The 26,118-nt window shown below is 71.0% G+C and carries 14 protein-coding genes, 1 tRNA gene and 1 rRNA gene; 12 read left to right on the top strand and 4 right to left on the bottom strand.

All coding sequences use genetic code 11. The features are described 5' to 3' along the window. From rrf to IO33_RS0117000, 3 genes are all read left to right on the top strand, one after another. Positions 1–95: ribosomal RNA gene (gene rrf, locus IO33_RS45950) — 5S ribosomal RNA — on the top strand; the annotation flags it as partial. Positions 96–210: 115 nt separating this feature from the next. Beyond that, positions 211–873, top strand: a complete 663-nt coding sequence (locus tag IO33_RS0116995) for a DegT/DnrJ/EryC1/StrS family aminotransferase (RefSeq protein ID WP_031165578.1) — start codon at positions 211–213, stop codon at positions 871–873. A gap of 85 nt (positions 874–958) precedes the next feature. Further along, positions 959–1,031, top strand: a tRNA-Thr gene (locus IO33_RS0117000). A 38-nt stretch (positions 1,032–1,069) separates the two neighbouring features. Here IO33_RS0117000 and IO33_RS0117005 read toward each other — a convergent pair. After that, positions 1,070–3,829 carry a SpoIIE family protein phosphatase gene (locus tag IO33_RS0117005; protein WP_037685581.1) on the bottom strand — a complete coding sequence of 920 codons (2,760 nt, stop codon included), beginning with the start codon at positions 3,827–3,829 and terminating at the stop codon, positions 1,070–1,072. A 409-nt stretch (positions 3,830–4,238) separates the two neighbouring features. Between IO33_RS0117005 and IO33_RS0117010 the strand changes: the two genes are divergently transcribed. The 9 genes from IO33_RS0117010 to IO33_RS0117050 all read left to right on the top strand — a co-directional run bounded on the left by IO33_RS0117010 (position 4,239) and on the right by IO33_RS0117050 (position 18,694). Continuing rightward, the gene (locus IO33_RS0117010; RefSeq protein WP_107069330.1) at positions 4,239–9,701 is read left to right on the top strand and encodes a HAMP domain-containing protein; all 5,463 of its coding nucleotides are present in this window, start codon (positions 4,239–4,241) and stop codon (positions 9,699–9,701) included. A gap of 316 nt (positions 9,702–10,017) precedes the next feature. Continuing rightward, positions 10,018–10,680, top strand: coding sequence for a response regulator (locus tag IO33_RS44240; RefSeq protein ID WP_245235831.1), 663 nt, complete (start codon positions 10,018–10,020; stop codon positions 10,678–10,680). 124 nt (positions 10,681–10,804) lie between these two features. Next, positions 10,805–13,546, top strand: coding sequence for a DNA translocase FtsK (locus IO33_RS0117020; protein ID WP_031165583.1), 2,742 nt, complete (start codon positions 10,805–10,807; stop codon positions 13,544–13,546). A 280-nt stretch (positions 13,547–13,826) separates the two neighbouring features. After that, positions 13,827–14,672 (top strand): helix-turn-helix domain-containing protein, encoded by an 846-nt coding sequence (locus tag IO33_RS0117025; protein ID WP_031165585.1) that lies wholly within the window; start codon positions 13,827–13,829, stop codon positions 14,670–14,672. A 95-nt stretch (positions 14,673–14,767) separates the two neighbouring features. Continuing rightward, positions 14,768–16,240, top strand: a complete 1,473-nt coding sequence (rimO, locus tag IO33_RS0117030; protein ID WP_031165587.1) for a 30S ribosomal protein S12 methylthiotransferase RimO — start codon at positions 14,768–14,770, stop codon at positions 16,238–16,240. After that, positions 16,237–17,004 (top strand): CDP-diacylglycerol--glycerol-3-phosphate 3-phosphatidyltransferase, encoded by a 768-nt coding sequence (gene pgsA / locus IO33_RS0117035; protein WP_031165589.1) that lies wholly within the window; start codon positions 16,237–16,239, stop codon positions 17,002–17,004. Before rimO ends, pgsA begins: the two co-directional genes overlap by 4 nt. Next, positions 17,001–17,546 carry a CinA family protein gene (locus IO33_RS0117040; RefSeq protein WP_031165591.1) on the top strand — a complete coding sequence of 182 codons (546 nt, stop codon included), beginning with the start codon at positions 17,001–17,003 and terminating at the stop codon, positions 17,544–17,546. Before pgsA ends, IO33_RS0117040 begins: the two co-directional genes overlap by 4 nt. A gap of 109 nt (positions 17,547–17,655) precedes the next feature. Next, entirely contained in the window at positions 17,656–18,030 is a 375-nt protein-coding gene (locus IO33_RS0117045; RefSeq protein WP_030655977.1) for a helix-turn-helix domain-containing protein, read from the top strand. A gap of 193 nt (positions 18,031–18,223) precedes the next feature. Then, complete coding sequence (locus tag IO33_RS0117050) at positions 18,224–18,694, top strand: Dps family protein (RefSeq protein WP_031165594.1); 471 nt, start codon at positions 18,224–18,226, stop codon at positions 18,692–18,694. A gap of 370 nt (positions 18,695–19,064) precedes the next feature. Here IO33_RS0117050 and IO33_RS0117055 read toward each other — a convergent pair whose 3' ends face one another. The 3 genes from IO33_RS0117055 to IO33_RS0117065 all read right to left on the bottom strand — a co-directional run bounded on the left by IO33_RS0117055 (position 19,065) and on the right by IO33_RS0117065 (position 25,972). Then, positions 19,065–19,829 carry an SDR family NAD(P)-dependent oxidoreductase gene (locus tag IO33_RS0117055; RefSeq protein ID WP_031165596.1) on the bottom strand — a complete coding sequence of 255 codons (765 nt, stop codon included), beginning with the start codon at positions 19,827–19,829 and terminating at the stop codon, positions 19,065–19,067. 141 nt (positions 19,830–19,970) lie between these two features. Then, entirely contained in the window at positions 19,971–20,816 is an 846-nt protein-coding gene (locus IO33_RS0117060) for an Fpg/Nei family DNA glycosylase (RefSeq protein ID WP_031165599.1), read from the bottom strand. Between the two features lie 152 nt (positions 20,817–20,968). Continuing rightward, a complete protein-coding gene (locus IO33_RS0117065; RefSeq protein WP_031165601.1) occupies positions 20,969–25,972 on the bottom strand; it encodes an ATP-dependent helicase in 5,004 nt (1,667 codons plus the stop codon). Positions 25,973–26,118 lie beyond the last annotated feature (146 nt).

Consider the following 26,118-nt stretch of genomic DNA (forward strand, 5'->3'; position numbering starts at 1 on the left):
AAACGCCCGGTTACATTCCGAACCCGGAAGCTAAGCCTCACAGCGCCGATGGTACTGCAGGGGGGACCCTGTGGGAGAGTAGGACGCCGCCGAACAATTCTTACAAAAGGTCGGATCCTGAACTTCGGTTCAGGGTCCGGCCTTTTTACGTTTTGCTTAACGTGTCGTTCACGTCGCACCCCCAGCATCCAGCACATGGGAACTGCTGCGATGCTCAGGGCCGCCGGTGTCGGAGTCGGTGACGAGGTCGTCGTACCGGCCTTCGGGAACGTCGAAGTCGCCGAGGCCGTGACCCTGGCCGGCGCGCTCCCGGTGTTCGCCGACATAGACCCGGTGACCTACTGCCTCGCCCCCGGCGCCGTCGAGGCAGCCGTAACTCCGCGTACGGCCGCGGTCGTTGTCGTCCACCGCTTCGGACGGTCGGCGGACCTCGCGCGGCTGCACGCGCTCGGGCAGCGGCATGGGCTGCTCGTACTGGAACAGGGCGAGTCCGAGGCGCCGTACGACGAGATAGCGCAGCGCAGGGAGCGGGCCGCGTATCTCGACGCCAAGCTGAAGGGCGTACGGAAGCCGGACGGGGGTGACGGGCACACCTATCAGCAGTACGTCGTACGGGTGCCGGGGAACGGCCGGCCGGACCGCGACGCCTTCGCGCTGGCCTTGCGGGCCAAGGGAGTTGAGTGCCGGGTGCCGGTCAAGACGCCCGTGCACCGGCTGCCGGAGTTCCGTCGGTGCGTGTCCCTGCCGGAGACCGAGCGGGCCGCCGACGAGACGCTGACGCTGCCCGTGGACGCGTCGCTCACCAAGCGGGAGATGCAGCGGATCGCGTCCGCGTGCAATGCCCTGGGAGGCCTGCTCCAGCCTGCCTTCTGAGCGGGTGCCGGAACGCATTTGGGAACCCGGGCCGGTTCGGGGTACAGTTTCTTCGTCGCCGCGAGGGAAACCTCGAAAACGACAGGCCCCTATAGCTCAGTCGGCAGAGCGTCTCCATGGTAAGGAGAAGGTCAACGGTTCGATTCCGTTTGGGGGCTCAGTAAAAAAGACCCCGCCCTTCCGGGCGGGGTCTTTCTCATGCTTCCTTGTGGATTCCCGGGACCCGCATCGCCAGGATCGCCATGTCGTCCGACGGGGCGTCCGACGCGAAGCGTTCCACCGCGCGCATGATGCGAGCCGCGACCGCGCCCGCCGTCAGACCCGTGCACGTCGTGAGGACGTCGGCGAGGCCGTCGTCGCCCAGCATGCGCGTGCCCTCACGGCGTTCGGTGACGCCGTCCGTGACGCACAGCAGGACATCGCCCGGATCGAGGGTGACGGTCTCCTCGTGCAGCTCCAGGTCCTCGATCACGCCCAGCAGCGGCTGCGGTTCGGCGGCCGCCGTCACCGTGCCGTCCTGGCGCAGGCGCAGCGGCAGCGGATGCCCGGCGCAGACCACCTTGAGCTCGGCGCTGCCGTCCTCCTGCAGGCGCAGTTCGCCGTAGAGGAGGGTCAGGAAGCGGCTGCGGTCGCCCTCGTCGAGGATCGCGGAGTTCAGGCGCTGCAGGACCGCCGGCCCGGAGAGACCCTCGCGGGCCAGCAGGCGCAGCGCGTGCCGGGCGAGGCCGGTGACCGCCGCCGCGTTCGGGCCCGTACCGCAGACGTCACCGATCGCGAAGCCGTAGGCGCCGTTGCCGATCGGGAAGAGGTCGTAGAAGTCGCCGCCGACCTCGTTGCCCTCGCCGGCCGCGCGGTAGATGACCTCTACTTCGACGCCGTCGATGTGCGGCGTCCCCGGCGGGAGCAGGCTGCGCTGGAGGGCCTGGCTGATCGCCGTGCGCTCCGAGTAGAGGCGGGCGTTGTCCAGGGCGAGGGCGGCCCGGCGGGACAGGTCCTCGGCCAGTTCCAGGATCTCCTGGCGGAAGTGTTCGTCGGTGGGCTTTCCGAGGACCAGCATGCCGATGACGCGGTTGCGGGCGACGAGGGGGAGCACGACGGTCTCGCCGCCCACCGCGGAGGCCGTGGCGAGGGTGGGACCGATACTGGCGGCGATCTGGTGCGTCGGACCGCCGGCCAGGCCGAGGCTGCGCATCGAGCTGCGCAGGGCGGCCTGGTGGGCCACCTCGCCGGGGGTGGGCCACACGCGGGCGCCGGGCGTCGGCACCGGATCCGGCGGCGAGATCTTCGACAGCAGCGACTTGATGCCGTCGATGAGTTCCTCGTCCTCGTGCAGGACGTACGAGAGGTACGGCTCGGAGGCCTGGTCGGCGATCGTGTAGACGGCGCACCAGGTGGCCAGGGTGGGGACCGTCATCTGGGCCATCAGGGCGAGCGTCTGGTCGCGGTCCAGGGTGCCGGCCAGCAGGTCGGAGGCCTCCACCAGGAAGCTCAGGGAGCCTCGGCGCAGCCGCTCCAGCTCGCCCAGGCGGGCCGACTCGACGGCCAGGGCGATGCGGTCGGCGGCGAACTGCAGCCGCAGTGCCTCTTCGTTGGAGTACCGGCCCGGTGCCTCGGCCGCGACGCCGAGCGAGCCGGTGAGGCGGCCCTCGACCTTCAGCGGGACCGTGACGACCGAGCGCATCCCGGTGCCGGAGAGCAGGGGTACGGCCCCGGGTACGGAGGTGAGGTCGTCGTGGACGGCCGGCATCCGCGCGGAGCCGTAGCGGCCGGGGCCGGCCTCGACGGGCACGCGCGCGAAGCGCTGGCGGGCGGAGGGCAGGCCGGTGGAGGCGCGGACCTCCAGCTCGGTCTCGTCGTCGGTGGCCAGCAGCAGGAACGCGGAGTCGCCGTCGAGCATGTCGCGGGCGCGCTCCACCGTGCGCTGCAGGAGGCCGTCGAGGTCGTCCGGGGCGGGGGAGCCGATGAAGACCTCGAAGGGGTCGCTGCTCTGGCCGTCGGACGGCTGGTTCTGGTCGGTGGCGGGCACGCGCGGCGGGGACTGGAGAACGGCGCGTTCGTGGTCGCGGACCAGGAGGCAGACGGTGGAGGGCTCGCCGCCGGTGTCGCGGACCCTGAGGTGGGAGGCGTAGACCGGGGCCACGCGGCCGTCGGCGCCGCGGATGCCGTAGCTGCCCTCCCAGCGGGAGAGCTGCAGGGCCTCGGCCACGCCGGTGCTGGTGCCGGGGGTGTGCGGCCAGGCCGCGAGTTCGGTGAGGGGCCGGCCGATGACCTCGCCTGCCGTGTGGCCGAAGAGTTCCTCGGCGTCCTCGTTCCAGGAGGTGATGGCGCCCTTGCGGTCGATCTGGAGGACGGCGACGCGGACCCGGCCGTCGGCCAGCGGGAGCAGCTCGGCGGGCAGGGAGGGGCCGGCGGATCGGGTGCCTACCGCGCGTTCGGGGAGGTTGAGCTGGAACCAGACGTTCTTGTGGGTGGGTGTGTAGTCGACGCCCCAGCGGGTGGCCAGGGCGGCGCACAGCTGGAGGCCGCGGCCGCCCTCGCGGTCGGGGCTGCCCATGGGCGCGCCGGTGTTCTGGAGGGGGACCTCGCGCTCGGGATAGCGGTCGGAGACCTCGATGCGCACGCCGTCCTCGGTGCGCAGGCACAGGACGTCCGCGTGTGTGCCCGCGTGGACGACGGCGTTCGTCACGAGTTCGCTGGTGAGGACGACGGCGTCGTCGACGATGTCGGCGAATCCCCAGCCCTGGAGGGTGTCGCGGACGAAGGACCGGGCGGTCGCGACCGATCGCCCGACGGGCTCGAAGGTGGCGGCCGCGCGCGCGGTGATCACAGAACTCCTCGGCCGGTTGTCTACGTGCAGGGCTGCGTGGCCGGCCGGCTCGCTCCGCTGTTGCGGCATCAGCGCGCCCGTCGGCTGTGGCTCCGGGGACTGTCCCCCGGGGATGACTCCGGTGGTCATGGTCTGCGGCCGCCCCTCCGATGCCCGCTCGTGCTCGTGCCACCGCCCAGGCCGGTCGGACCGGTGCGGCTGGACAGCCGCATGCAAGGTTACTTACCTTCGCCGTCCGAGCGGATGCCGGTCGCCGGTGTTTACCCCCCAGGGTGTGCGGACGATGTGCGAAGCTGCCGAACTGTTATGGCCTGGTTCGGGCAGGGTGAAACACTGGGCAGGCTTCTGACGAAGGTCGGGGCGGGCTGCGTGTGTTCCGTGTACGACGGGCAGCAGCCCCTGGTGTGGCCGGATCTCGTCTGGCAGAAATACGCAGCAGTAACGGGTACGTGGAGGTAACCGGTATGCCGATCAGCGGTGTGCCGGGTCGAAGCGGCCGAGCACAGCAGTAACGGTCTACCCCTCCGGGAGGGACACAGTGGAGTCTGGCGCGGCGACGCGTGGCACGAAGACGCGCGCGAAAGGCGGACCGTCCCTGGGCAGGCGCGGCGGCACCACCGAGGTGGACACGGCTGCCCTGAACCGGCTGCTGGCGGCTCTCGTCTCGATGCGGGACGGGAACTTCCGCAAGCGGCTCACCGTCTCCGGGGACGGTGTGATGTCGGAGATCGCGGCCGTCTTCAACGAGGTGGCCGACCGGAATCTGCATCTGACCGGTGAGCTGTCCCGGGTGCGGCGCATGGTGGGCCGTGAGGGGAAGCTCACGGAACGGCTGGAGACGGGGGCCTGTGAGGGGTCGTGGGCGTCCGCGATCGACGCCTCCAACGCGCTGGTGGACGATCTCGTCTGGCCGGTCTCGGAGGTCGGCCGGGTGCTCACGGCGGTCGCCGAGGGTGATCTGTCCCCGCGTATGGAGCTGCGGACGCAGGCTCCGGACGACGGTACGGGTCATCCGCTGCGGGGTGAGTTCCTGAAGGTCGGCCGGACGGTCAACAACCTGGTCGACCAGTTGTCGACGTTCACGGACGAGGTCACGCGCGTGGCCAGTGAGGTCGGCACCGAGGGCAAGCTCGGCGGTCAGGCCCAGCTGCGCGGTATGTCGGGTTCGTGGAAGGACCTGACCGAGTCCGTCAACACCATGGCGAACCGGCTCACCGCACAGGTGCGTGACATCGCGCTGGTGACGACGGCGGTCGCACGGGGTGACCTGTCACGCAAGGTCACCGTGCATGTCGCGGGCGAGATGCTGGAGCTGAAGAACACCGTCAACACGATGGTGGAGCAGCTGTCGTCCTTCTCCTCCGAGGTCACGCGGGTGGCGCGTGAGGTGGGCACCGAGGGCATCCTGGGCGGTCAGGCGCAGGTGCCGGGTGTGGCCGGTGTGTGGAAGGAGCTGACCGACTCCGTCAACACGATGGCGGGCAACCTGACCGCGCAGGTGCGTGGGATCTCACAGGTGACGACGGCTGTCGCCAACGGTGATCTGTCGCGGAAGGTGACGGTTCCGGCGCGCGGCGAGGTGGCGCAGCTCGCCGAGACGATCAACCAGATGACCGAGACACTGCGGATCTTCGCGGACGAGGTCACGCGTGTCGCGAACGAGGTCGGCGCGGAGGGGCGGCTGGGCGGCCAGGCGAACGTGCCGGGCGCGGCCGGTACGTGGAAGGACCTGACGGACTCCGTCAACACGGTGTTCCGGAACCTGACCACGCAGGTGCGGGACATCGCCACGGTGACGACTGCGGTGGCCAGCGGTGATCTGTCGCAGAAGGTCACGGTCGACGTGGCCGGCGAGATGCTGGAGCTGAAGAACACCGTCAACGGGATGGTGGACCAGCTGTCGGCGTTCGGTGCCGAGGTGACGCGGGTCGCGCGGGAGATCGGTGTCGAGGGTGAGCTGGGTGGCCAGGCGCAGGTGCCGGGCGCGGCCGGTGCCTGGAAGGACCTGACGGACTCCGTCAACACGGCGTTCCGCAATCTCACCGGTCAGGTGCGCAACATCGCCCAGGTGACGACGGCGGTGGCCAACGGCGACCTGTCCCAGAAGGTCACCGTGGACGTGTCCGGCGAGATGCTCCAGCTGAAGAACACCGTGAACACGATGGTGGACCAGCTGTCGAGCTTCGCCGACCAGGTCACGCGGATGGCCAGGGACGTAGGTACGGAGGGCCGGCTCGGCGGTCAGGCCCGGGTGGACGGCGTGTCGGGCACCTGGAAGGAGCTGACGGACTCCGTCAACTTCATGGCCGGCAACCTGACGTCCCAGGTGCGCAACATCGCCCAGGTGACGACGGCGGTGGCCAACGGCGACCTGTCGCAGAAGATCGACGTTGACGCGCGCGGCGAGATTCTTGAGTTGAAGAACACGATCAACACGATGGTTGATCAGCTGTCCGCCTTCGCCGACCAGGTGACGCGGGTCGCGCGGGACGTGGGTACGGAGGGCCGGCTCGGCGGTCAGGCGCAGGTGCCCGGTGTGGCCGGGGTGTGGCGGGACCTGACGGACTCCGTGAACGGCATGGCCGGCAACCTGACGGCGCAGGTGCGCAACATCGCGCAGGTGGCCACCGCGGTGGCGCGCGGTGACCTCTCCCAGAAGATCACCGTGGACGCGCGCGGGGAGATCCTGGAGCTGAAGAACACGCTGAACACGATGGTGGACCAGCTGTCGTCGTTCGCCCAGGAGGTCACCCGGGTGGCCCGTGAGGTGGGTACGGAGGGCATCCTCGGCGGTCAGGCCGAGGTGCAGGGTGTCTCCGGTACCTGGAAGGACCTCACGCAGTCCGTGAACTTCATGGCGAACAACCTGACGATCCAGGTGCGCAACATCGCCGAGGTCACGACGGCGGTCGCCAAGGGCGACCTGTCGAAGAAGATCACGGTTGACGCGAAGGGCGAGATTCTTGAGCTCGTCACGACGGTCAACACGATGGTTGATCAGCTGTCGAGCTTCGCCGAACAGGTGACCCGGGTGGCCCGTGAGGTGGGCACCGAGGGCATCCTGGGCGGTCAGGCGCACGTGCCGGGGGTCACCGGTATCTGGAAGGACCTCAGCAACAACGTCAACCTGATGGCCAACAACCTGACCATGCAGGTGCGGAACATCTCGCAGGTGGCCGCGGCGGTCGCCAACGGTGATCTGACGCGTCAGGTCACCATCGAGGCGCGTGGTGAGGTGGCACAGCTCGCCGACACGATCAACACGATGGTGAAGACGCTGAGCTCGTTCGCCGACCAGGTCACCAAGGTGGCTCGTGAGGTGGGCACGGACGGCATCCTGGGCGGTCAGGCGCATGTGCCGGGTGTGGCCGGCACCTGGAAGGACCTCACCGAGTCGGTGAACCAGATGGCGTCGAACCTGACCGGTCAGGTGCGCAACATCGCCATGGTCACCACGGCGATCGCCAAGGGTGACCTGACGAAGAAGATCGACATTGACGCCCGTGGCGAGATCCTTGAGCTGAAGACGACGATCAACACGATGGTCGACCAGCTGTCCAGCTTCGCCGAGGAGGTCACGCGGGTGGCCCGTGAGGTGGGCACGGAGGGGCAGCTGGGCGGTCAGGCACGCGTGCGTGACGTCGACGGCACCTGGCGGGACCTCACCGAATCGGTGAACGAGATGGCCGGGAACCTGACCCGGCAGGTGCGTGCCATCGCGCGCGTGGCGACTGCGGTGACCCGCGGTGATCTGAACCTGAAGATCGACGTCGACGCGTCCGGCGAGATCCAGGAGCTGCAGGACTACATCAACAAGATGATCGCCAACCTGCGCGACACGACGATCGCCAACGAGGAGCAGGACTGGCTCAAGGGCAACCTCGCCCGTATCTCCGCGCTGATGCAGGGGCGCCGTGACCTGGAGGACGTCGCCTCGCTGATCATGAGCGAGCTGACGCCGGTGGTGTCCGCGCAGCACGGCGCGTTCTTCGTGGCGATGTCCCTCATGGAGGGCCAGGAGCTGAGCGGCGACGCCGAGGACCACTACGAGCTGCGCATGCTCGGTTCGTACGGCTACTCGATGGGCTCCATGCCGACGTCGTTCCGGCCGGGTGAGGCGCTGGTGGGTACGGCCGCGCAGGAGAAGCGCACGATCCTGGTGGAGAACGCGCCCAGCGGGTATCTGAGGATCTCCTCCGGGCTCGGCGAGGCTCCGCCGGCGCAGGTGATCGTGCTGCCGGTGCTGTTCGAGGGCAATGTGCTCGGTGTGATCGAGCTGGCCTCCTTCACGCCGTTCACGCAGATCCAGAAGGACTTCCTCAACCAGATCGCCGAGATGATCGCGACGAGCGTCAACACCATCTCGGTCAACACCAAGACCGAGCAGCTGCTCAAGCAGTCGCAGGAGCTGACGGAGCAACTGCGCGAGCGTTCGGCCGAGTTGGAGAACCGGCAGAAGGCGCTGCAGGCCTCCAACGCCGAACTCGAGGAGAAGGCCGAGCTGCTGGCCCGGCAGAACCGTGACATCGAGGTGAAGAACACCGAGATCGAGGAGGCCCGGCAGGTCCTGGAGGAGCGTGCCGAGCAGCTCGCGGTGTCGATGCGCTACAAGAGCGAGTTCCTCGCCAACATGTCGCACGAGCTGCGTACGCCGCTCAACTCGCTGCTGATCCTGGCGAAGCTGCTCGCCGACAACGCCGAGGGCAACCTGTCGCCCAAGCAGGTGGAGTTCGCCGAGACCATCCACGGTGCCGGTTCCGACCTGCTGCAGCTGATCAACGACATCCTCGACCTGTCGAAGGTCGAGGCGGGCAAGATGGACGTCTCTCCGACGCGTATCGCGCTCGTGCAGCTCGTGGACTACGTGGAGGCCACGTTCCGGCCGCTGACCGCGGAGAAGGGCCTGGACCTGTCCGTACGGGTCTCCCCGGAGCTGCCGGCGACCTTGCACACCGACGAGCAGCGGCTGCTGCAGGTGCTGCGCAACCTGCTGTCGAACGCGGTGAAGTTCACCGACTCCGGGTCGGTGGAGCTGGTGATCAGGCCCTCCGGCGCGGATGTGCCGCTGGGTATCCGGGAGCAGCTGCTGGAGGCCGGTTCGCTGACCAACGCGGACGCGCCGCTGATCGCGTTCTCGGTGACGGACACCGGCATCGGTATCGCCGCCAGCAAGATGCGGGTGATCTTCGAGGCGTTCAAGCAGGCGGACGGCACGACCAGCCGGAAGTACGGCGGCACCGGCCTCGGCCTGTCGATCTCCCGGGAGATCGCGCAGCTGCTCGGCGGTGAGATCCACGCGCAGAGCGAGCCGGGCCGCGGTTCGACGTTCACGCTGTACCTGCCGCTGCACCCGAGCGAACTGCCGCCGCAGGGCTACCAGCAGTCCGTGCCCCCGCTGGAGGCCGGCGAGCTGCTCGCCTCCGAGGCGGGGCGGTCCTCGGAGCTGTCCGCCGTGGAGATCGAGACCCCGGCCGAGGTGAAGTCGTACCAGGAGACGCAGAACGGTCCCGCGGCGCTCTTCCGGCGCCGGCGGCGGAGTCTGCCGCAGGGTGAGCAGAGGTCCGAGTACCGGACGGCGCTCCCGGAGCCGGAGAGTGCGCCGCAGGCCGCGCCCGGGGTGCGGTTCGGCGGCGAGAAGGTCCTGATCGTCGACGACGACATCCGCAACGTGTTCGCGCTGACCAGCGTCCTGGAGCAGCACGGCCTCTCGGTGCTGTACGCCGAGAACGGCCGGGAGGGCATCGAGGTGCTGGAGCAGCACGACGACGTGGCGGTCGTGCTGATGGACATCATGATGCCGGAGATGGACGGGTACGCGACGACCACGGCGATCCGCAGGATGCCGCAGTTCGCCGGACTGCCGATCATCGCGCTGACCGCGAAGGCGATGAAGGGCGACCGGGAGAAGGCGATCGAGTCCGGTGCCTCCGACTACGTCACCAAGCCGGTCGACCCGGATCATCTGCTGGCCGTGATGCAGCAGTGGATGGGCGGGGAGTGACACGATCGGCGCGCCGTGATGTGAACGGCCGGGGAACCCTCGGCGTGTGTCGGGAGTTGCCCACTTGCGGTGACGGCGAACGGACGACCTAAGGTGGCTGGCAACGTATGGGAATGCGGGATTCCGGGAACCATCCCGGCCCCCGCCGCGTTTGCGGTACGTGCACAGTGACATCGCGGTGACAGGGTGTGGCGACAGGCGGGGTGCGGCTACGATGACCGGCACAAGGACGGGCGGCGAAAGGGAGTCGTCCCCTGGGGCGGCGCCCGGTGTACCGCCGGGGCGAGGAGGGCGGGCCATGGTGTAGAAGGCCAAGATCCTCCTGGTCGATGACCGGCCGGAGAATCTGCTGGCGCTGGAGGCGATCCTCTCTGCGCTCGATCAGACGCTGGTGCGGGCATCGAGCGGGGAGGAAGCGCTCAAGGCACTGCTCACGGACGATTTCGCGGTCATTCTGCTGGACGTCCAGATGCCGGGTATGGACGGGTTCGAGACGGCCGCGCACATCAAGCGGCGCGAGCGGACCCGGGACATCCCGATCATCTTCCTCACGGCGATCAACCACGGCCCGCACCACACCTTCCGCGGCTACGCGGCGGGTGCGGTCGACTACATCTCCAAGCCGTTCGACCCGTGGGTGCTGCGCGCGAAGGTGTCGGTGTTCGTCGAGCTGTACATGAAGAACTGCCAGCTGCGCGAGCAGGCGGCACTGCTGCGGTTGCAGTTGGAGGGCGGCGGCAAGGGCGGGGTCGGCGGCAAGGAGTCCGCCGGGCTGCTCGCCGAGCTGTCCGCGCGGCTCGCAGCCGTCGAGGAGCAGGCCGAGGCGCTGTCCAAGCAGCTGGACGACGATTCGGCGGACGCGGCCGCGGTGGCCACGGCGGCCCATCTGGAGCGCAAACTCACCGGGTTGCGGCGTGCGCTCGACGCCCTGGAGCCGGGTACCGGCACCGGCGGCTCGACGGTGCCGGCGCAGAACTGACGTACGCCCGGGTGGCGGTTGTCCATGAGCGTGCGTCAGTTCCGCGCCCCGTCAAGGGCGACACGAACGGGTGAAGCTGTGGGCACACGTGTCCGCTGTCGTCTCCCCCGGTAATCTCACACCCATGGCCTCACGTCCCCCCGCAGCCAAGAAGCAGCCCGCGAAGAAGGCGGCTGCTCCCGCGAAGGCTCCGGCGAAGAAGGCCGCAGCGAAGAAGGCCCCTGCCAAGAAGACGCCCGCGAAGAAGGCACCGGCCAAGAAGGCGGCCCCCAAGCCGGCCCCGAACCCCACCGGGGGCGTGTACCGGCTCGTGCGCGCCCTCTGGCTTGGGTGCGCGCACGCTGTCGGCGCCTTGTTCCGCGGCATAGGGCAGGGCGCGAAGAACCTCGATCCGGCCCACCGCAAGGACGGCGTCGCGCTGCTGCTGTTCGGTGTCGCGCTGATCGTCGCCGCCGGAACCTGGGCGGATCTGAAGGGCCCCGTCGGCGATCTGGTGGAGATCCTCGTCACGGGCGCCTTCGGCCGGCTCGACCTGCTGGTGCCGATACTGCTCGCGGTGATCGCCGTGCGCTTCATCCGGCACCCGGAGAAGCCGGAGGCCAACGGCCGGATCGTGATCGGCCTGTCCGCGCTCGTCATCGGCGTGCTCGGCCAGGTCCACATCGCCTGCGGGTCGCCCGCGCGCAGCGACGGCATGCAGGCGATAAGGGACGCCGGCGGCCTCATCGGCTGGGCGGCGGCCACCCCGCTGACGTACGCGATGACCGAGATGCTCGCGGTCCCCCTGCTGGTGCTGCTGACGATCTTCGGTCTCCTCGTGGTGACCGCCACCCCGGTCAACGCCATCCCCCAGCGGCTGCGGGCGCTCGGCGTGCGCCTGGGCGTACTGCACGATTACGAGGCCGAGGAGTTCACGGGGGACGACGCGCGCTACGACGAGCAGTGGCGCGAGGCGCTGCCCGCGCGCCCCCGCAAGCGCTCGGCCGCCCCCCGGGCCTACGACCCCGACGGCGCCGAGGAGGAGGCCCTCTCGCAGCGCCGTGGCCGCCCCAGGCGCTCCGCGGTGCCCCAGCCGGATCCGCAGCGCCACATGGACGCCGTGGACGTCGCGGCCGAGGCCGCCGCGGCGCTCGACGGTGCGGTGCTGCACGGCATGCCGCCGTCCCCGCTGGTCGCCGACCTCACCCAGGGCGTCAGCGTCGGCGACCGCCAGGAGACCACGCCGGTGCCCGCGCCCGCGCCGGCCCCCGAACCCGCGCCCTCGCCGGTCCCGGCCGCGCGCCCCCAGCAGGAGAAACCCAGGGCCGGGGTCGTCCCCGACCTGACCAAGAAGGCCCCCGAGGAGCTGCGCGACCTGCCCCCGCGGGCGGAGCAGCTCCAGCTCTCCGGGGACATCACCTACGCGCTGCCGAAGCTGGACCTCCTCACGCGCGGGGGCCCCGGCAAGGCGCGCAGCGCCGCGAACGACGCGGTCGTCGCCTCGCTCACCCAGGTCTTCACCGAGTTCAAGGTCGACGCGGCCGTCACCGGCTTCACCCGCGGCCCGACGGTGACCCGCTACGAGGTCGAGCTCGGTCCCGCCGTGAAGGTCGAGCGGATCACCGCGCTGACCAAGAACATCGCGTACGCCGTCGCCAGCCCGGACGTGCGGATCATCAGCCCCATCCCCGGCAAGTCCGCGGTGGGCATCGAGATCCCGAACACCGACCGCGAGATGGTCAACCTCGGCGACGTACTGCGCCTCGCGGAGTCCGCCGAGGACGACGACCCGATGCTGGTCGCCTTCGGCAAGGACGTCGAGGGCGGGTACGTGATGCACTCGCTGGCCAAGATGCCGCACATGCTGGTCGCCGGCGCCACCGGTTCGGGCAAGTCGTCCTGCATCAACTGCCTCATCACCTCGGTCATGATGCGGGCGACCCCGGAGGACGTCCGGATGATCCTGGTCGACCCCAAGCGGGTCGAGCTGACCGCCTACGAGGGCATCCCGCACCTGATCACGCCGATCATCACCAACCCCAAGCGGGCCGCCGAGGCGCTGCAGTGGGTCGTCCGCGAGATGGACCTGCGCTACGACGACCTCGCGGCCTACGGCTACCGGCACATCGACGACTTCAACCGTGCGGTGCGCGAGGGCACGGCCAAGCCGCCCCAGGGCAGCGAGCGGGAGCTGCAGCCGTACCCGTACCTGCTGGTGATCGTGGACGAGCTGGCCGACCTGATGATGGTGGCCCCGCGCGACGTCGAGGACGCGATCGTGCGCATCACGCAGCTCGCGCGCGCGGCCGGTATCCACCTGGTGCTCGCCACCCAGCGTCCGTCGGTCGACGTGGTCACCGGTCTCATCAAGGCCAACGTGCCCTCCCGGCTGGCCTTCGCCACCTCCTCGCTCGCCGACTCCCGGGTCATCCTCGACCAGCCCGGGGCCGAGAAGCTGATCGGCAAGGGCGACGGTCTGTTCCTGCCCATGGGGGCGAACAAGCCCACCCGTATGCAGGGCGCGTTCGTCACCGAGGCCGAGGTCGCGGCCGTCGTGCAGCACTGCAAGGACCAGATGGCGCCGGTCTTCCGCGACGACGTCACGGTCGGCAGCAAGCAGAAGAAGGAGATCGACGAGGACATCGGTGACGACCTCGACCTGCTGTGCCAGGCGGCCGAGCTGGTCGTCTCCACCCAGTTCGGGTCGACCTCCATGCTGCAGCGCAAGCTGCGGGTCGGCTTCGCCAAGGCCGGCCGGCTCATGGACCTCATGGAGTCCCGCAGCATCGTGGGACCGAGCGAGGGCTCCAAGGCGCGTGACGTTCTGGTGAAGCCCGACGAACTGGACGGCGTGCTCGCCCTGATCCGCGGGGAGTCCGAGGGGTAGGACGAAGGGCCGTCCGGCGGACCCCGGTTACGCCGGGTGGCCGGATTCGTCGTGATCCACCTGTTAGAGAACGGGGAGCAACCGTTTCCCTTTGTCGTACGTCCAGTTGAGCGAGAGGACAGGTAGTCGTCCCATCATGGGGTATCTGCCTGTCAAGCCCTCGAAACGTCCGGCCGTTCCGATGGGGTACAAAGTCCCACCGCCCGGTTGCCCCACCCTTTCGTACCACCCCTAGACTGAGCTTCCAGCGCAGGTGGCTACACGCTCGAAAGGCGCCCCCGTGTCCATCGGCAACTCCCCTGAAGACGAGCGTCCGTTCCCAGACGAGTCCCAGGAGGCTCGCGTCTCCGTGGGCCGCGCCCTGCAGCAGGCGCGGATTGCGGCCGGGCTCACCGTGGAGGACGTCAGCAGCGCCACTCGTGTCCGCACCGCCATCGTGCACGCCATCGAGGTGGACGACTTCGCGCCGTGCGGTGGCGACGTGTACGCCCGCGGGCACCTCCGCACGCTGGCCAAGGCGGTCCGCCTGGACCCCGCGCCGCTGATCGCCCAGTTCGACGCCGAGCGCGGCGGTCGCCCCGAGCCCACGCCGGCCGCACCCCTGTTCGAGGCGGAGCGCATCCGGCCCGAGCGTCGCGGGCCGAACTGGACCGCGGCCATGGTCGCCGCGATCGTCGTCGTGATCGGTTTCGTCGGCTTCACCGCGGTCAAGGGCGGCGGCTCGGGGAACGATGCGAAGTCGCAGGTCGCCGAGGGTGGCCGTACGCCCGCGGCGAGCAAGCCCGCCTCGCCCACGCCGAAGAAGGACAAGCACGCCGCGCCGAGCACCGAGCCCTCCGACAGTGCCATCGCCGCCGCGCCCCAGGACAAGGTGACCGTCCAGGTCAGCGCCCCCAACGGACGCAGCTGGATCTCGGCCAAGGATCACAACGGCCGGATGCTCTTCGACGGACTGCTGAAGAAGGGCCAGTCCAAGACCTTCCAGGACGGCTCCAAGATCAACCTGATCCTCGGCGACGCCGGCGCGATCGAGCTGTACGTCAACGGCAAGAAGATCGACGACAACTTCCAGCCGGGTGCCGTGGAGCGCCTGACCTACACGAAGGGCGACCCGGTCGCGGGCTGACGACAGCTGCGCGAAGTGCCGGTGTGACGGGGTCGGCCAAGATCGGCCAACCCCGTCGACGTGGGCTGTCGGTGAGACAAAGTAGTCTTGAGCCCATGCCTGAACGCCGTACCGTCGCTCTCGTCACTCTCGGCTGCGCCCGTAACGAGGTGGACTCCGAGGAGCTCGCAGGCCGTTTGGAGGCGGACGGCTGGCAGCTCGTGGAGGACGCCGCGGAAGCCGACGTCGCCGTGGTCAACACCTGTGGCTTCGTCGAGGCCGCGAAGAAGGACTCCGTCGACGCCCTCCTTGAGGCCAATGATCTGAAGGATCATGGCAGAACCCAGGCCGTCGTGGCGGTGGGCTGCATGGCCGAGCGGTACGGCAAGGAGCTGGCCGAGGCGCTGCCCGAGGCCGACGGCGTGCTCGGCTTCGACGACTACGCGGACATCTCCGACCGCCTGCAGACCATCCTGTCCGGTGGCGTCCACGCCTCCCACACCCCGCGCGACCGCCGCAAGCTGCTCCCGATCAGCCCGGCCGAGCGGCAGGAGTCGGCCGCCGCCGTCGCGCTGCCCGGCCACGGCCCGGCCGACCTCCCGCAGGGCGTGGCGCCCGCCTCCGGCCCGCGTGCGCCCCTGCGCCGACGGCTGGACGGTTCCCCGGTCGCCTCGGTCAAGCTGGCCTCCGGCTGCGACCGGCGCTGCTCCTTCTGCGCGATCCCGTCCTTCCGCGGCTCCTTCATCTCCCGTCGCCCCAGCGACGTACTGAACGAGACTCGCTGGCTGGCCGAGGAGGGGGTGAAGGAGATCATGCTGGTCTCCGAGAACAACACCTCCTACGGCAAGGACCTGGGCGACATCCGGCTGCTGGAGTCCCTGCTGCCCGAGCTGGCCGAGGTCGACGGCATCGAGCGGGTGCGTGTGAGCTACCTGCAGCCGGCCGAGATGCGCCCGGGGCTCATCGACGTCCTGACCTCCACCCCCAAGGTCGTCCCGTACTTCGATCTGTCCTTCCAGCACTCCGCGCCCGACGTGCTGCGCGCCATGCGCCGCTTCGGCGACACCGACCGGTTCCTGGAGCTGCTCGACACGATCCGCTCCAAGGCCCCCGAGGCCGGCGTCCGCTCCAACTTCATCGTCGGCTTCCCCGGCGAGAGCGAGGCCGACCTGGCCGAGCTGGAGCGCTTCCTGAACGGCGCCCGCCTGGACGCCATCGGTGTCTTCGGCTACTCCGACGAGGAGGGCACGGAGGCGGCCACCTACGAGAACAAGCTCGACGAGGACGTCGTCGCCGAACGCCTCGCGCGGGTGTCCCGGCTGGCCGAGGAACTGGTCTCGCAGCGTGCCGAGGAGCGCCTTGGGGAAACGGTGCGCGTCCTGGTCGAGTCCGTCGACGAGGAAGAGGGCGTGTACGGCCGCGCCGCGCACCAGGCGCCCGAGACCGACGGCCAGGTGCTGCTCACGAGCGGCGAGGGCCTGAGCGTCGGACGTATGGTCGAGGCGAAGGTGGTCGGTACGGAGGGTGTCGACCTGGTGGCCGAGCCGCTGACCGGCTCGCTCGCGTGTAGTGAGGAGGCGGGCAGATGACCGGAGTCCCGGCATCCGCCGCGGGCGGCTCCTCCGGCGCGCACGGCGCCCGGGGTCCCGCCGCCGCTGCCGACGGCGTGGCGTCCGAGGTCTCCGGTTCTGCTTCAGGTCCCGAGGGTGGCGAGGGTGGCGGCAGGACACCACGCGGCGGCAAGATCGCGGCCGCGGCCGTCAACCAGGCCAGTGTCTGGAACGTCGCCAATCTGCTGACCATGCTCCGGCTGGTCCTGGTGCCCGGCTTCGTGGCGCTGATGCTGGCGAACGGCGGCTACGACCCGGCCTGGCGCTCGCTGGCCTGGGCGGCCTTCGCCGTCGCCATGATCACCGACCTGTTCGACGGGCATCTGGCGCGCACCTACAACCTGGTCACCGACTTCGGGAAGATCGCCGACCCCATCGCCGACAAGGCGATCATGGGGGCGGCGCTCATCTGTCTGTCGGGCCTGGGCGATCTGCCGTGGTGGGTGACGGCCTTGATCCTCGGCCGGGAACTCGGCATCACCCTCCTGCGTTTTCTGGTCATTCGCTACGGCGTGATCCCGGCCAGTCGTGGGGGCAAGCTCAAGACCCTCACCCAGGGTGTGGCGGTCGGGATGTACGTCCTGGCGCTGACCGGATGGCTGGCCACCCTGCGGTTCTGGGTCATGGCCGCGGCCGTCGTCCTCACCGTCGTCACCGGCCTCGACTACGTAAGACAAGCCATTGTGCTGCGCCGAAAGGGAATCGCCGAGCGCGCGGCAGCGTTGGAGGAGAAGGAAGCGTGAGCTCACCGGCCACCGAAGTGGTGCGACTACTGACCGTGAGGGGCGAGACCCTTGCCGTCGCCGAGTCGCTCACCGGTGGCCTGGTGGCGGCGGAGATCACTTCGGTCCCCGGAGCGTCCAAGGTGTTCCGGGGTTCGGTCACCGCCTACGCCACCGAGCTGAAGCATGAGCTGCTGGGCGTCGACGCCACCCTGCTGGCGCAGCGAGGAGCGGTGGATCCGCAGGTCGCGAGCCAGATGGCAGCCGGAGTACGGAAGGCTCTGGGCGCCGACTGGGGCGTCGCCACCACCGGGGTCGCCGGCCCCGACCCCCAGGACGGGCAGCCCGTCGGGACGGTGTTCGTGGCCGTCGACGGGCCGCTCACGGACCGCCTCCGTTCTGCCGCTGGCGGAAAAGTGGAGGCCCTGCGGTTGAACGGCAGCCGTGCGGAAATTCGTATGGAGAGTGTACGGAGCGTACTCGCACAGCTTCTGAGGGGGCTTGCGGGCGAACAGACCGGGAATGAGCGGGCACAGGATACGGAACGGAACGGGGGGTTTTGATGTTTGCAGCCCTGAGTGAACACGACATCGCTCCCCGCACGGCCGCGGCGCAAGGCGGTACGGTGGGGCGAGAAGGATGCGGCTACGCGGTCCGAGGAGGGAGCCACCGATGATTCTGCTCCGTCGCCTGCTGGGTGACGTGCTGCGTCGGCAGCGCCAACGCCAGGGCCGTACTCTGCGCGAAGTCTCCTCGTCCGCCCGAGTCTCACTCGGCTATCTCTCCGAGGTGGAGCGGGGGCAGAAGGAGGCTTCCTCCGAGCTGCTCTCCGCCATCTGCGACGCGCTGGACGTACGGATGTCGGAACTCATGCGGGAAGTGAGCGACGAGCTGGCGCTCGCCGAACTGGCCCAGTCCGCCCGGGCCACCGAGCCCGTGCCCACGCCGGTCCGTCCGATGCTGGGTTCGGTGTCGGTGACCGGTGTGCCACCGGAACGGGTGACCATCAAGGCGCCCGCGGAGGCGGTGGACGTGGTCGCCGCGTGAGTCACGCGCGCGCGGCTTAGCGAACCGAGCTGTCCGAAGCTGTCCGAAGCCCCAGCCGGCTGCCCAGGGAGACCTGGAGCGCCGGCCGGGGCTTCTGCCGTTTCCGCTCCGGTATGCGTCCGTTTGCCGGCCTTGGGTGGTGCGGTCATGGTGGGAGGGATGTGACAGCGCCCGAACGCACCGGAGGAAGCGGATGTACGTCGTGAAGAGCCCGTTCGCCGACGCGGACCTGAAGACCGTGGCCGAGGCGCTTCAGGGTGCCCTGGTCGACCTGGTGGACCTCTCGCTGGTCGCCAAACAGATCCACTGGAACGTCGTCGGGCCACGCTTCCGTTCCATCCACCTCCAGCTCGACGAGGTCGTCGCCTCCGCGCGCACCCACTCCGATACCGTCGCCGAGCGGGCCTCGGCCCTGGGTGTGCCGCCCGACGGACGCGCCGCCACGGTGGCCTCCGGCAGCGGCGTCAAGACCACTCCGGCGGGCTGGATCAAGGACACGGACGCCGTCGGGACCATGGTGGACGCGCTCGGCGCCGTGATCACCCGGATGCGGGAGCGGGTGGCCGCGACAGGAGACCCGGATCCGGTGTCCCAGGACATCTTCATCGGGATCACCGCGGATCTGGAGAAGCATCACTGGATGTTCCAGGCGGAGAACGCCTAGGGGGTGCGGCCGGGATTCGCCGCCGGTGCTGCTTCGTGCCCTGTGCTGGGCAGGCTGTCTGCGGTGCTGCATCCGTGAGCCGTCGGTGCGCCTCCCGCGTGGCCGGTGTGGCGGTCTAGCGTCCGGCGGGAGGTGGTGGCGGGCATGGTGGGACGGATAGTGCGCTGGGGGGCCGCCCTGGCGCTGGGGGCCGTGTGGTGGTGGGCCGTGCTGCGGATCGCCCTGGGGGACGGCGCGGGCGTTCTGGAGGGCGCCGTGGCGGCCGGCGGATGGGGGCTCAGCCTGCTGCCGGTGCACTGCGTGCCCAAGGGGCAGGCGGCAGACGCGGTTCCGGCGGGGCGCTGGGGGAGCGCCTGGCGGGCGGGGGACGCTACCAGGGCATCGCCACACCCCCGTTCGGGCGAAGTATCTGACCGGTCGTGAACGCCGACGCGTCCGACGCCAGATACAGCACCGCGTGAGCGACGTCCTCCGGCTCGCCGACCCGGCCCAGCGGTGACATACGGGCCATCACCCCTTCGGTGTGCGCCTGCGCCTCGCCGTCGTGCCGGTCGGTCATCGGGGTACGGATCCATCCCGGTGCGATCGCGTTGACCCGGATGCCCTGCCGTCCGACCTCGGTGGCCAGCGTCTTGGTCAGCTGGACCACGGCCGCCTTCGCCGCGCCGTAGCAGAGCAGTCCGGAGCCGCCGGTGTCGACCGCGCCGGACGCCATGGTGACGATGCTGCCCCGCGTGTTCCGGGCGATCATCAGGCGGGCCGCCTCCTGGCAGGCGTACAGCACACCCTTGAAGTTGACGTTCAGCACCCGGTCGAGATCCTCCTCGCGGGTCTCCAGCACGGAGCTGCTGTGCATGATCCCGGCGATCGCCGCCATCACGTCCAGACGCGCGCAGGAATGAACGGCCCCGGCCAGGGCCGCCCGGTCCGTGACGTCCAGGACATGGGTACGGACCGTCCCGCCGTGCTTGCCGACCAGCTCCGCCGTGCCGCGCAGGCCGTCGGCGTCCCGGTCGGCACAGTGCACCGTCGCGCCGGCCTCGGCGAGCAGAACCGCGGAGGCGCGGCCGATACCGCCCGCGGCTCCGGTGACGAATGCGGTGCGTCCGGTGAGGTCGTACGGGGCGAGGGCCATGAAAGGACCGTACGAGCGCATCTGACGGTCCGTCAATTAGCTGGAGGTGGTGACTGGTTCAGGAGCCCTCGGCTGACTGGTTCAGGAGTCCGCGGCGCGGTGGCGCACCGGATGTGCGGCGGGTGGTGCGGGGGCGCGTCCTCAGGCGGTGCGGCGGGGATAGCGGTCCCGCCAGCGCTGCGGTGAGCCGGGAGCGGGGGCGGGACCCGGCTGGCAGGCGGGGCACCAGTAGGTGGGGCGCTCCTGGGTGCCGTCGCCCTGGTCGGCCACCCGGACCGGGGTCCGGCAGCGCAGACAGGGGCGGGGCGCGCGGCCGTAGACGAACAGGTCGTGCCGGTGCAGGCCCGTGGTCTGCCGGACCGGACGGTCGCGGTTCGCCTCCAGGAGCTGCTTGGCGAGCACGGGCAGTTGCTCGGCGCGGTCCGCGGACAGCGCGCCGGCCGGGAGCCACGGGGTGACGCCCAGCAGGAAGCACAGCTCGCTCTTGTAGACGTTGCCGATGCCGGCGAGATTGCGCTGGTCGAGCAGCGCCTCGCCGAGCGGGCGGGCGGGGTCGGCGAGGAGGTTGGCCAGCGCGCGGTCGGGGTCCCAGTCCGGGCCGAGCAGGTCGGGGCCGAGGTGGCCGACGACCCGTTCCTCCTCGCTCGTACGCAGCATTTCGAGGACCTGGAGACGGTAGCCCACGGCCGTACGGTCGGCCGTGCCGAGCACCACCCGGATCTGGTGGGCCGGGCCGCCCCGCCAGCGCTCGCCCGTGCCGTACACCTTCCAGGTCCCCTCCATCCGCAGATGGGTGTGCAGGGTCAGACCGCCCTCGAAGCGGGTGAGCAGGTGTTTGCCGCGCGGGATGGTGCTGAGCACCGTACGGCCGGTGAGGTCCACCGTCGCATACTTCGGGACCCGGAAGTCGCTGCGGGTCAGCGCCTTGCCCGCGAGGGCCTCGTGCAGCCGCCTCGCGGCCTGCCAGACCGTGTCACCTTCGGGCATGCGTCAAGGGTGCCACGGGCAGTGCCCCCAGGGGCGCGGGGCCGTCGCCGACGTGCGGCTACCGCCGTGTGGGCGTGATGCGCCACGAGGGTGCCGCGGAGAGAAGACGGCAGGGCGCGGTCCTTCCCGGCGCCGCTGCACCCGGCGCGGTGTCACGCTCTCAGGCGCAGGCCGCGCGGTGTGGCCACGAAGCCCGCTGCTTCGAGAAGGGCGCCGATCGGCGAGGTCAGGGCCTGGGCGCCGTTGATCCGCTCGACCGTGACCGTGCCGAGGGAGCCCGCGCGCGCCGCTGCGGCCAAGGCCTCGGCGGCCGTGCGCAGCCGGAGGTCGTCCTGGGCCGCCGTGTCCGGACCGGCGGGCCAGGCCAGCAGCGTCTTGCCGCCACGCTCCATGTACAGCGTCAGCTCGCCCTCCACCAGGACGACCAGCGAGCCTGCCTTGCGGCCCGGCTTGTGCCCGGCGCCGGTCGGCGGCTCGGGCCAGGACAGGGCCGCACCGTAGGCGTTGGCGGGGTCGGCCGCGGCGAGCACCACCGCACGGGGGTCGGGCGCGGACCGGCTCGTACGACCGTTGCCGTACCCCCGGCTCGCCGGTGATCCGTAGGCGCCGGCTCCGCCCCCGCGGGGGCCGCCGTAGCCGGGGGAGCCGAAGGGGTCGGCGAGGTCGCGGGGGGAGACGTAGTCACCGGGGCCGGGCGGGGGGTCCGCGGGGGGCCAGGTGAAGTCGCCGTCGAGGCCGGGGTGCGCGAAACCGCCGTCGGCTCCGCTTCCGTCGAAGGGGCCGGGCAGCGCGTGGTCGTGCGGTGCGCCGCCGGTCGTACCGAAGCCGCCCGCGAAGGGCGCGTCGGGGAAGCCGCCCGGCAGCCCCGGAGCGGCAAAGCCGTCCTGACGGGCCGGGGCGGTCAGGCCGTCGCCGCGCTCACGGGCGTTGGATACCGCGCGGAGCCGGTCCACCGCGCCGTCCATGGCGAACTGCGCAGCGCCCAGGCCCTCGACCACATATCCGCGCCGCGCCTGGCCGCTCTCCTCGAACGCGGACAACACCCGGTACACCGCCGAGAACCCGCCCTCGATCCCCTCGGCGGCGACCGCCCCGCGGGTGACCACACCGTGCCGGTCCAGGAGCGTGCGGGCCAGCGCGTGGGCGCGCACGGTGGCGTCCGGTTCGGCCGCCGGAAGCAGCGACCAGCGGCCGGCGACCGTCGGCGGGCCCGTGCGGGAGGCGGTGCGCGCGGCGGCCGTCAGGGAGCCGTAGCGCCCCCGTGGGACGCTGCGTCTGGCGCGGTGGGCGGTCGACCCCGCCGTACGGCCCGAACCCAGCAGGGAGCGCATCGGCGCGAGGGTGTCGTTGGTGAGCCGGCCCGACCAGGCCAGGTCCCAGAGGACGTCGGCCAGTTGGGGGTCGGTGGCGTCGGGGTGGGTGGTGGCACGGACCTGGTCGGCGATCTGACGGAAGAACAGGCCGTAGCCACCGGAGAGCGCGTCCAGGACGGACTGGTGGAGCGCGGTCAGCTCCAGAGGGTGGGGCGCAGGGAGCAGCAGCGGCGCCGCGTCGGCCAGATAGAGGGAGACCCAGCCGTCCTTGCCGGGCAGCGCACCCGCGCCGGCCCACACCACTTCACCCGCGGAGGTGAGTTCGTCGAGCATCGCGGGCGTGTAGTTCGCCACGCGAGAGGGCAGGACCAGCTTCTCCAGCGCGGAGGCGGGCACGGAAGCGCCCTGCAACTGCTCGACGGCGCGCACCAGTCCGTCGATGCCGCGCACGCCGTGCCCCTTTCCGATGTGCTGCCACTGCGGCAGGAACTGGGCGAGCGCGGCCGGTGGCACGGGCTCCAGCTCGTGACGCAGGGCCGCCAGGGAACGGCGGCGCAGGCGGCGCAGTACGGTCGCGTCGCACCACTCCTGACCGATGCCCGCCGGGTGGAACTCGCCCTGCACCACCCGGCCGTTCGCGGCGAGCCGCTGCAGGGCGCCCTCGGTGACCGCCACGCCGAGGCCGAAGCGGGCCGCAGCCGTGGCCGACGTGAACGGGCCGTGCGTGCGGGCATAGCGGGCGAGGAGATCGCCCAGCGGGTCCTTGACCGGCTCGGTGAAGGCCTCGGGCACGCCGACCGGCAGCGCCGTGCCGAGCGCGTCGCGCAGCCGGCCCGCGTCCTCGACCGCCGCCCAGTGGTCGGCGCCGGCGATCCGGACCTTGATGGCCCGGCGCGCGCCGGCCAGCTCGCGCGCCCACTGCGGGTCCGCACCCCGCGCGACCAGCTCGACGTCGGTCAGCGGACCGAGCAGCCGCAGCACATCGGCCACGCCCTCCACGTCCTTGACCCGGCGGTCCTCGGTGAGCCACTGCAGCTCGCGCTCCAGCTCGGTCAGCACCTCGGCGTCGAGCAGTTCGCGCAGCTCCGCCTGGCCGAGCAGCTCGGCCAGCAGCCGCGAGTCCAGGGACAGTGCGGCGGCGCGGCGCTCGGCCAGCGGGGAGTCACCCTCGTAGAGGAACTGGGCGACGTACCCGAACAGCAGGGAGCGGGCGAACGGGGACGGCTCCGGGGTGGTGACCTCGACCAGGCGCACCCGGCGGGACTCGATGTCGCCCATCAGCTCGACGAGCCCGGGAACGTCGAAGACGTCCTGGAGGCATTCGCGGACCGCCTCCAGGACGATCGGGAACGAACCGAACTCGCTCGCCACCTGCAGCAGTTGCGCCGCCCGCTGGCGCTGCTGCCACAGCGGGGTGCGCTTGCCGGGGTTGCGGCGCGGCAGCAGCAGCGCGCGGGCGGCGCACTCGCGGAACCGGGAGGCGAACAAGGCGGAGCCGCCGACCTGGTCGGTGACCGTCTGGTCGACCTCGCCCTTGTCGAAGACGACGTCCGCCGCCCCGACGGGCGCCTGCTCGCTGTCGTATTCCGTGCCGGCCCTCGTCGGTGCCTGGTCGAGCAGGTCCAGGCCCATCAGGTCCGCGTCGGGCAGGCGCAGCACGATGCCGTCGTCGGCGTGCATGACCTGGGCGTCCATGCCGTACCGCTCCGCCAGGCGGGCGCCCAGGGCGAGGGCCCAGGGGGCGTGGACCTGGGCGCCGAAGGGGGAGTGGACGACGACCCGCCAGTCACCCAGCTCGTCACGGAAGCGCTCCACGACGATCGTGCGGTCGTCCGGAACATGGCCGCAGGCCTCGCGCTGCTCGTCCAGGTACGACAGCACGTTGTCCGCCGCCCAGGCGTCCAGGCCCGCCGTCAGCAGCCTCAGCCGGGCGTCGTCCTTGGGGAGCGAGCCGACCTCGCGCAGGAACGCGCCCACCGCGCGGCCCAGTTCCAGCGGCCGGCCCAGCTGGTCGCCCTTCCAGAAGGGAAGCCGGCCCGGCACGCCGGGGGCGGGGGAGACCAGGACCCGGTCACGGGTGATGTCCTCGATGCGCCAGGAGCTCGTGCCCAGGGTGAAGACGTCACCGACCCGGGATTCGTAGACCATCTCCTCGTCCAGCTCGCCGACCCGGCCGCCGCCCTTCTTCGGGTCGGAACCGGCGAGGAAGACGCCGAACAGGCCGCGGTCGGGGATCGTGCCGCCGGAGGTGACGGCGAGCCGCTGGGCGCCCGGGCGGCCGGTGATCTCGCCGGTCACGCGGTCCCACACCACGCGCGGGCGCAGCTCGGCGAACGCGTCGGAGGGGTAACGGCCCGCGAGCATGTCGAGGACCGCCGTGAACGCCGACTCGGGCAGCGACGCGAAGGGGGCCGCACGGCGAGCCACGGCGAGCAGGTCGTCGAACTGCCAGGTGTCCAGCGCCGTCATCGCGACCAGCTGCTGCGCGAGGACGTCCAGCGGGTTCGCGGGCACCCTCAGGGACTCGATCGAGCCCGAGCGCATCCGCTCGGTGACCACGGCCGCCTGGACGAGGTCACCGCGGTACTTGGGAAAGACGACACCGGTGGAGACGGCGCCCACCTGGTGCCCCGCGCGGCCGACGCGCTGCAGCCCGGAGGCGACCGAGGGCGGGGACTCGACCTGCACGACCAGGTCGACGGCGCCCATGTCGATGCCCAGCTCCAGGCTGGACGTGGCGACCACGGCGGGCAGGCGGCCCGCCTTCAGGTCCTCCTCGACCAGCGCGCGCTGCTCCTTGGAGACCGAGCCGTGGTGCGCGCGGGCGATCACCGGGGGCGCGCCCTGGGCCGCGCCGGAGCCGCCCATCAGCTGGGCCGGGGAGTGGTGCTCGTCCAGGGTCTCGCCCGTCGCCCGCTCGTAGGCGATCTCGTTCAGCCGGTTGCACAGCCGCTCGGCGAGGCGCCGGGAGTTGGCGAACACGATCGTGGAGCGGTGGGACTGGACCAGGTCGGCGATCCGCTCCTCCACATGCGGCCAGATCGACGGCCGCTCCGCGCCCTCGGCCGCGTCGGCCGCCGGGGCACCGCCCAGCTCGCCCATGTCCTCGACCGGGACGACCACGGACAGGTCGAACTCCTTGCCGGACTCCGGCTGGACGATCTCCACCTTGCGGCGTGGGGAGAGATACCGGGCCACCTCGTCCACCGGGCGGACGGTCGCCGACAGGCCGATCCGGCGGGCCGGCCGTGGCAGCAGCTCGTCGAGCCGCTCCAGGGAGAGCGCGAGATGCGCGCCGCGCTTGGTGCCCGCGACCGCGTGCACCTCGTCGAGGATCACCGTCTCCACGCCCGTGAGCGCGTCGCGCGTGGCCGAGGTCAGCATCAGGAACAGCGACTCGGGGGTGGTGATCAGGATGTCCGGCGGACGCGTGGACAGGGCGCGCCGCTCGGCCGCCGGGGTGTCGCCGGAGCGGATACCGACCCTGACCTCGGGCTCGGGCAGGCCCAGACGCACGGACTCCTGCCGAATGCCGGTGAGCGGGCTGCGCAGGTTCCGCTCGACGTCGACCGCGAGGGCCTTCAGCGGGGACACGTAGAGGACCCGGCAGCGCTTCTTCGGATCGGCCGGGGGAGGGGCGAGGGCCAGCTGGTCCAGAGCGGCGAGGAACGCGGCCAGGGTCTTGCCCGAGCCGGTCGGGGCCACCACCAGCACATCCGAACCCGCGCCGATGGCCTGCCACGCGCCGGCCTGGGCCGCGGTGGGCGCGGAGAACGCCCCCGTGAACCAGCCGCGGGTCGCGGGGGAGAAGCCGTCGAGGGCTCGGCGTGCGGAGCTGACCATGCGTCCATCCTGCACCCGACCACTGACAATCGCGCTGACCTGGGCAAATGTCATGGGGCAAGGCGAGGCGCGGGCCGTGCGCGGGCCGTCGCGCGGACAATGGGCGTATGGCGGGTGGTGCTCGGCGCAGCGACGGACGAACCGGT

The organism is Streptomyces durhamensis (genome assembly GCF_000725475.1).
Taxonomy (GTDB): Bacteria; Actinomycetota; Actinomycetes; order Streptomycetales; family Streptomycetaceae; genus Streptomyces; species Streptomyces filipinensis.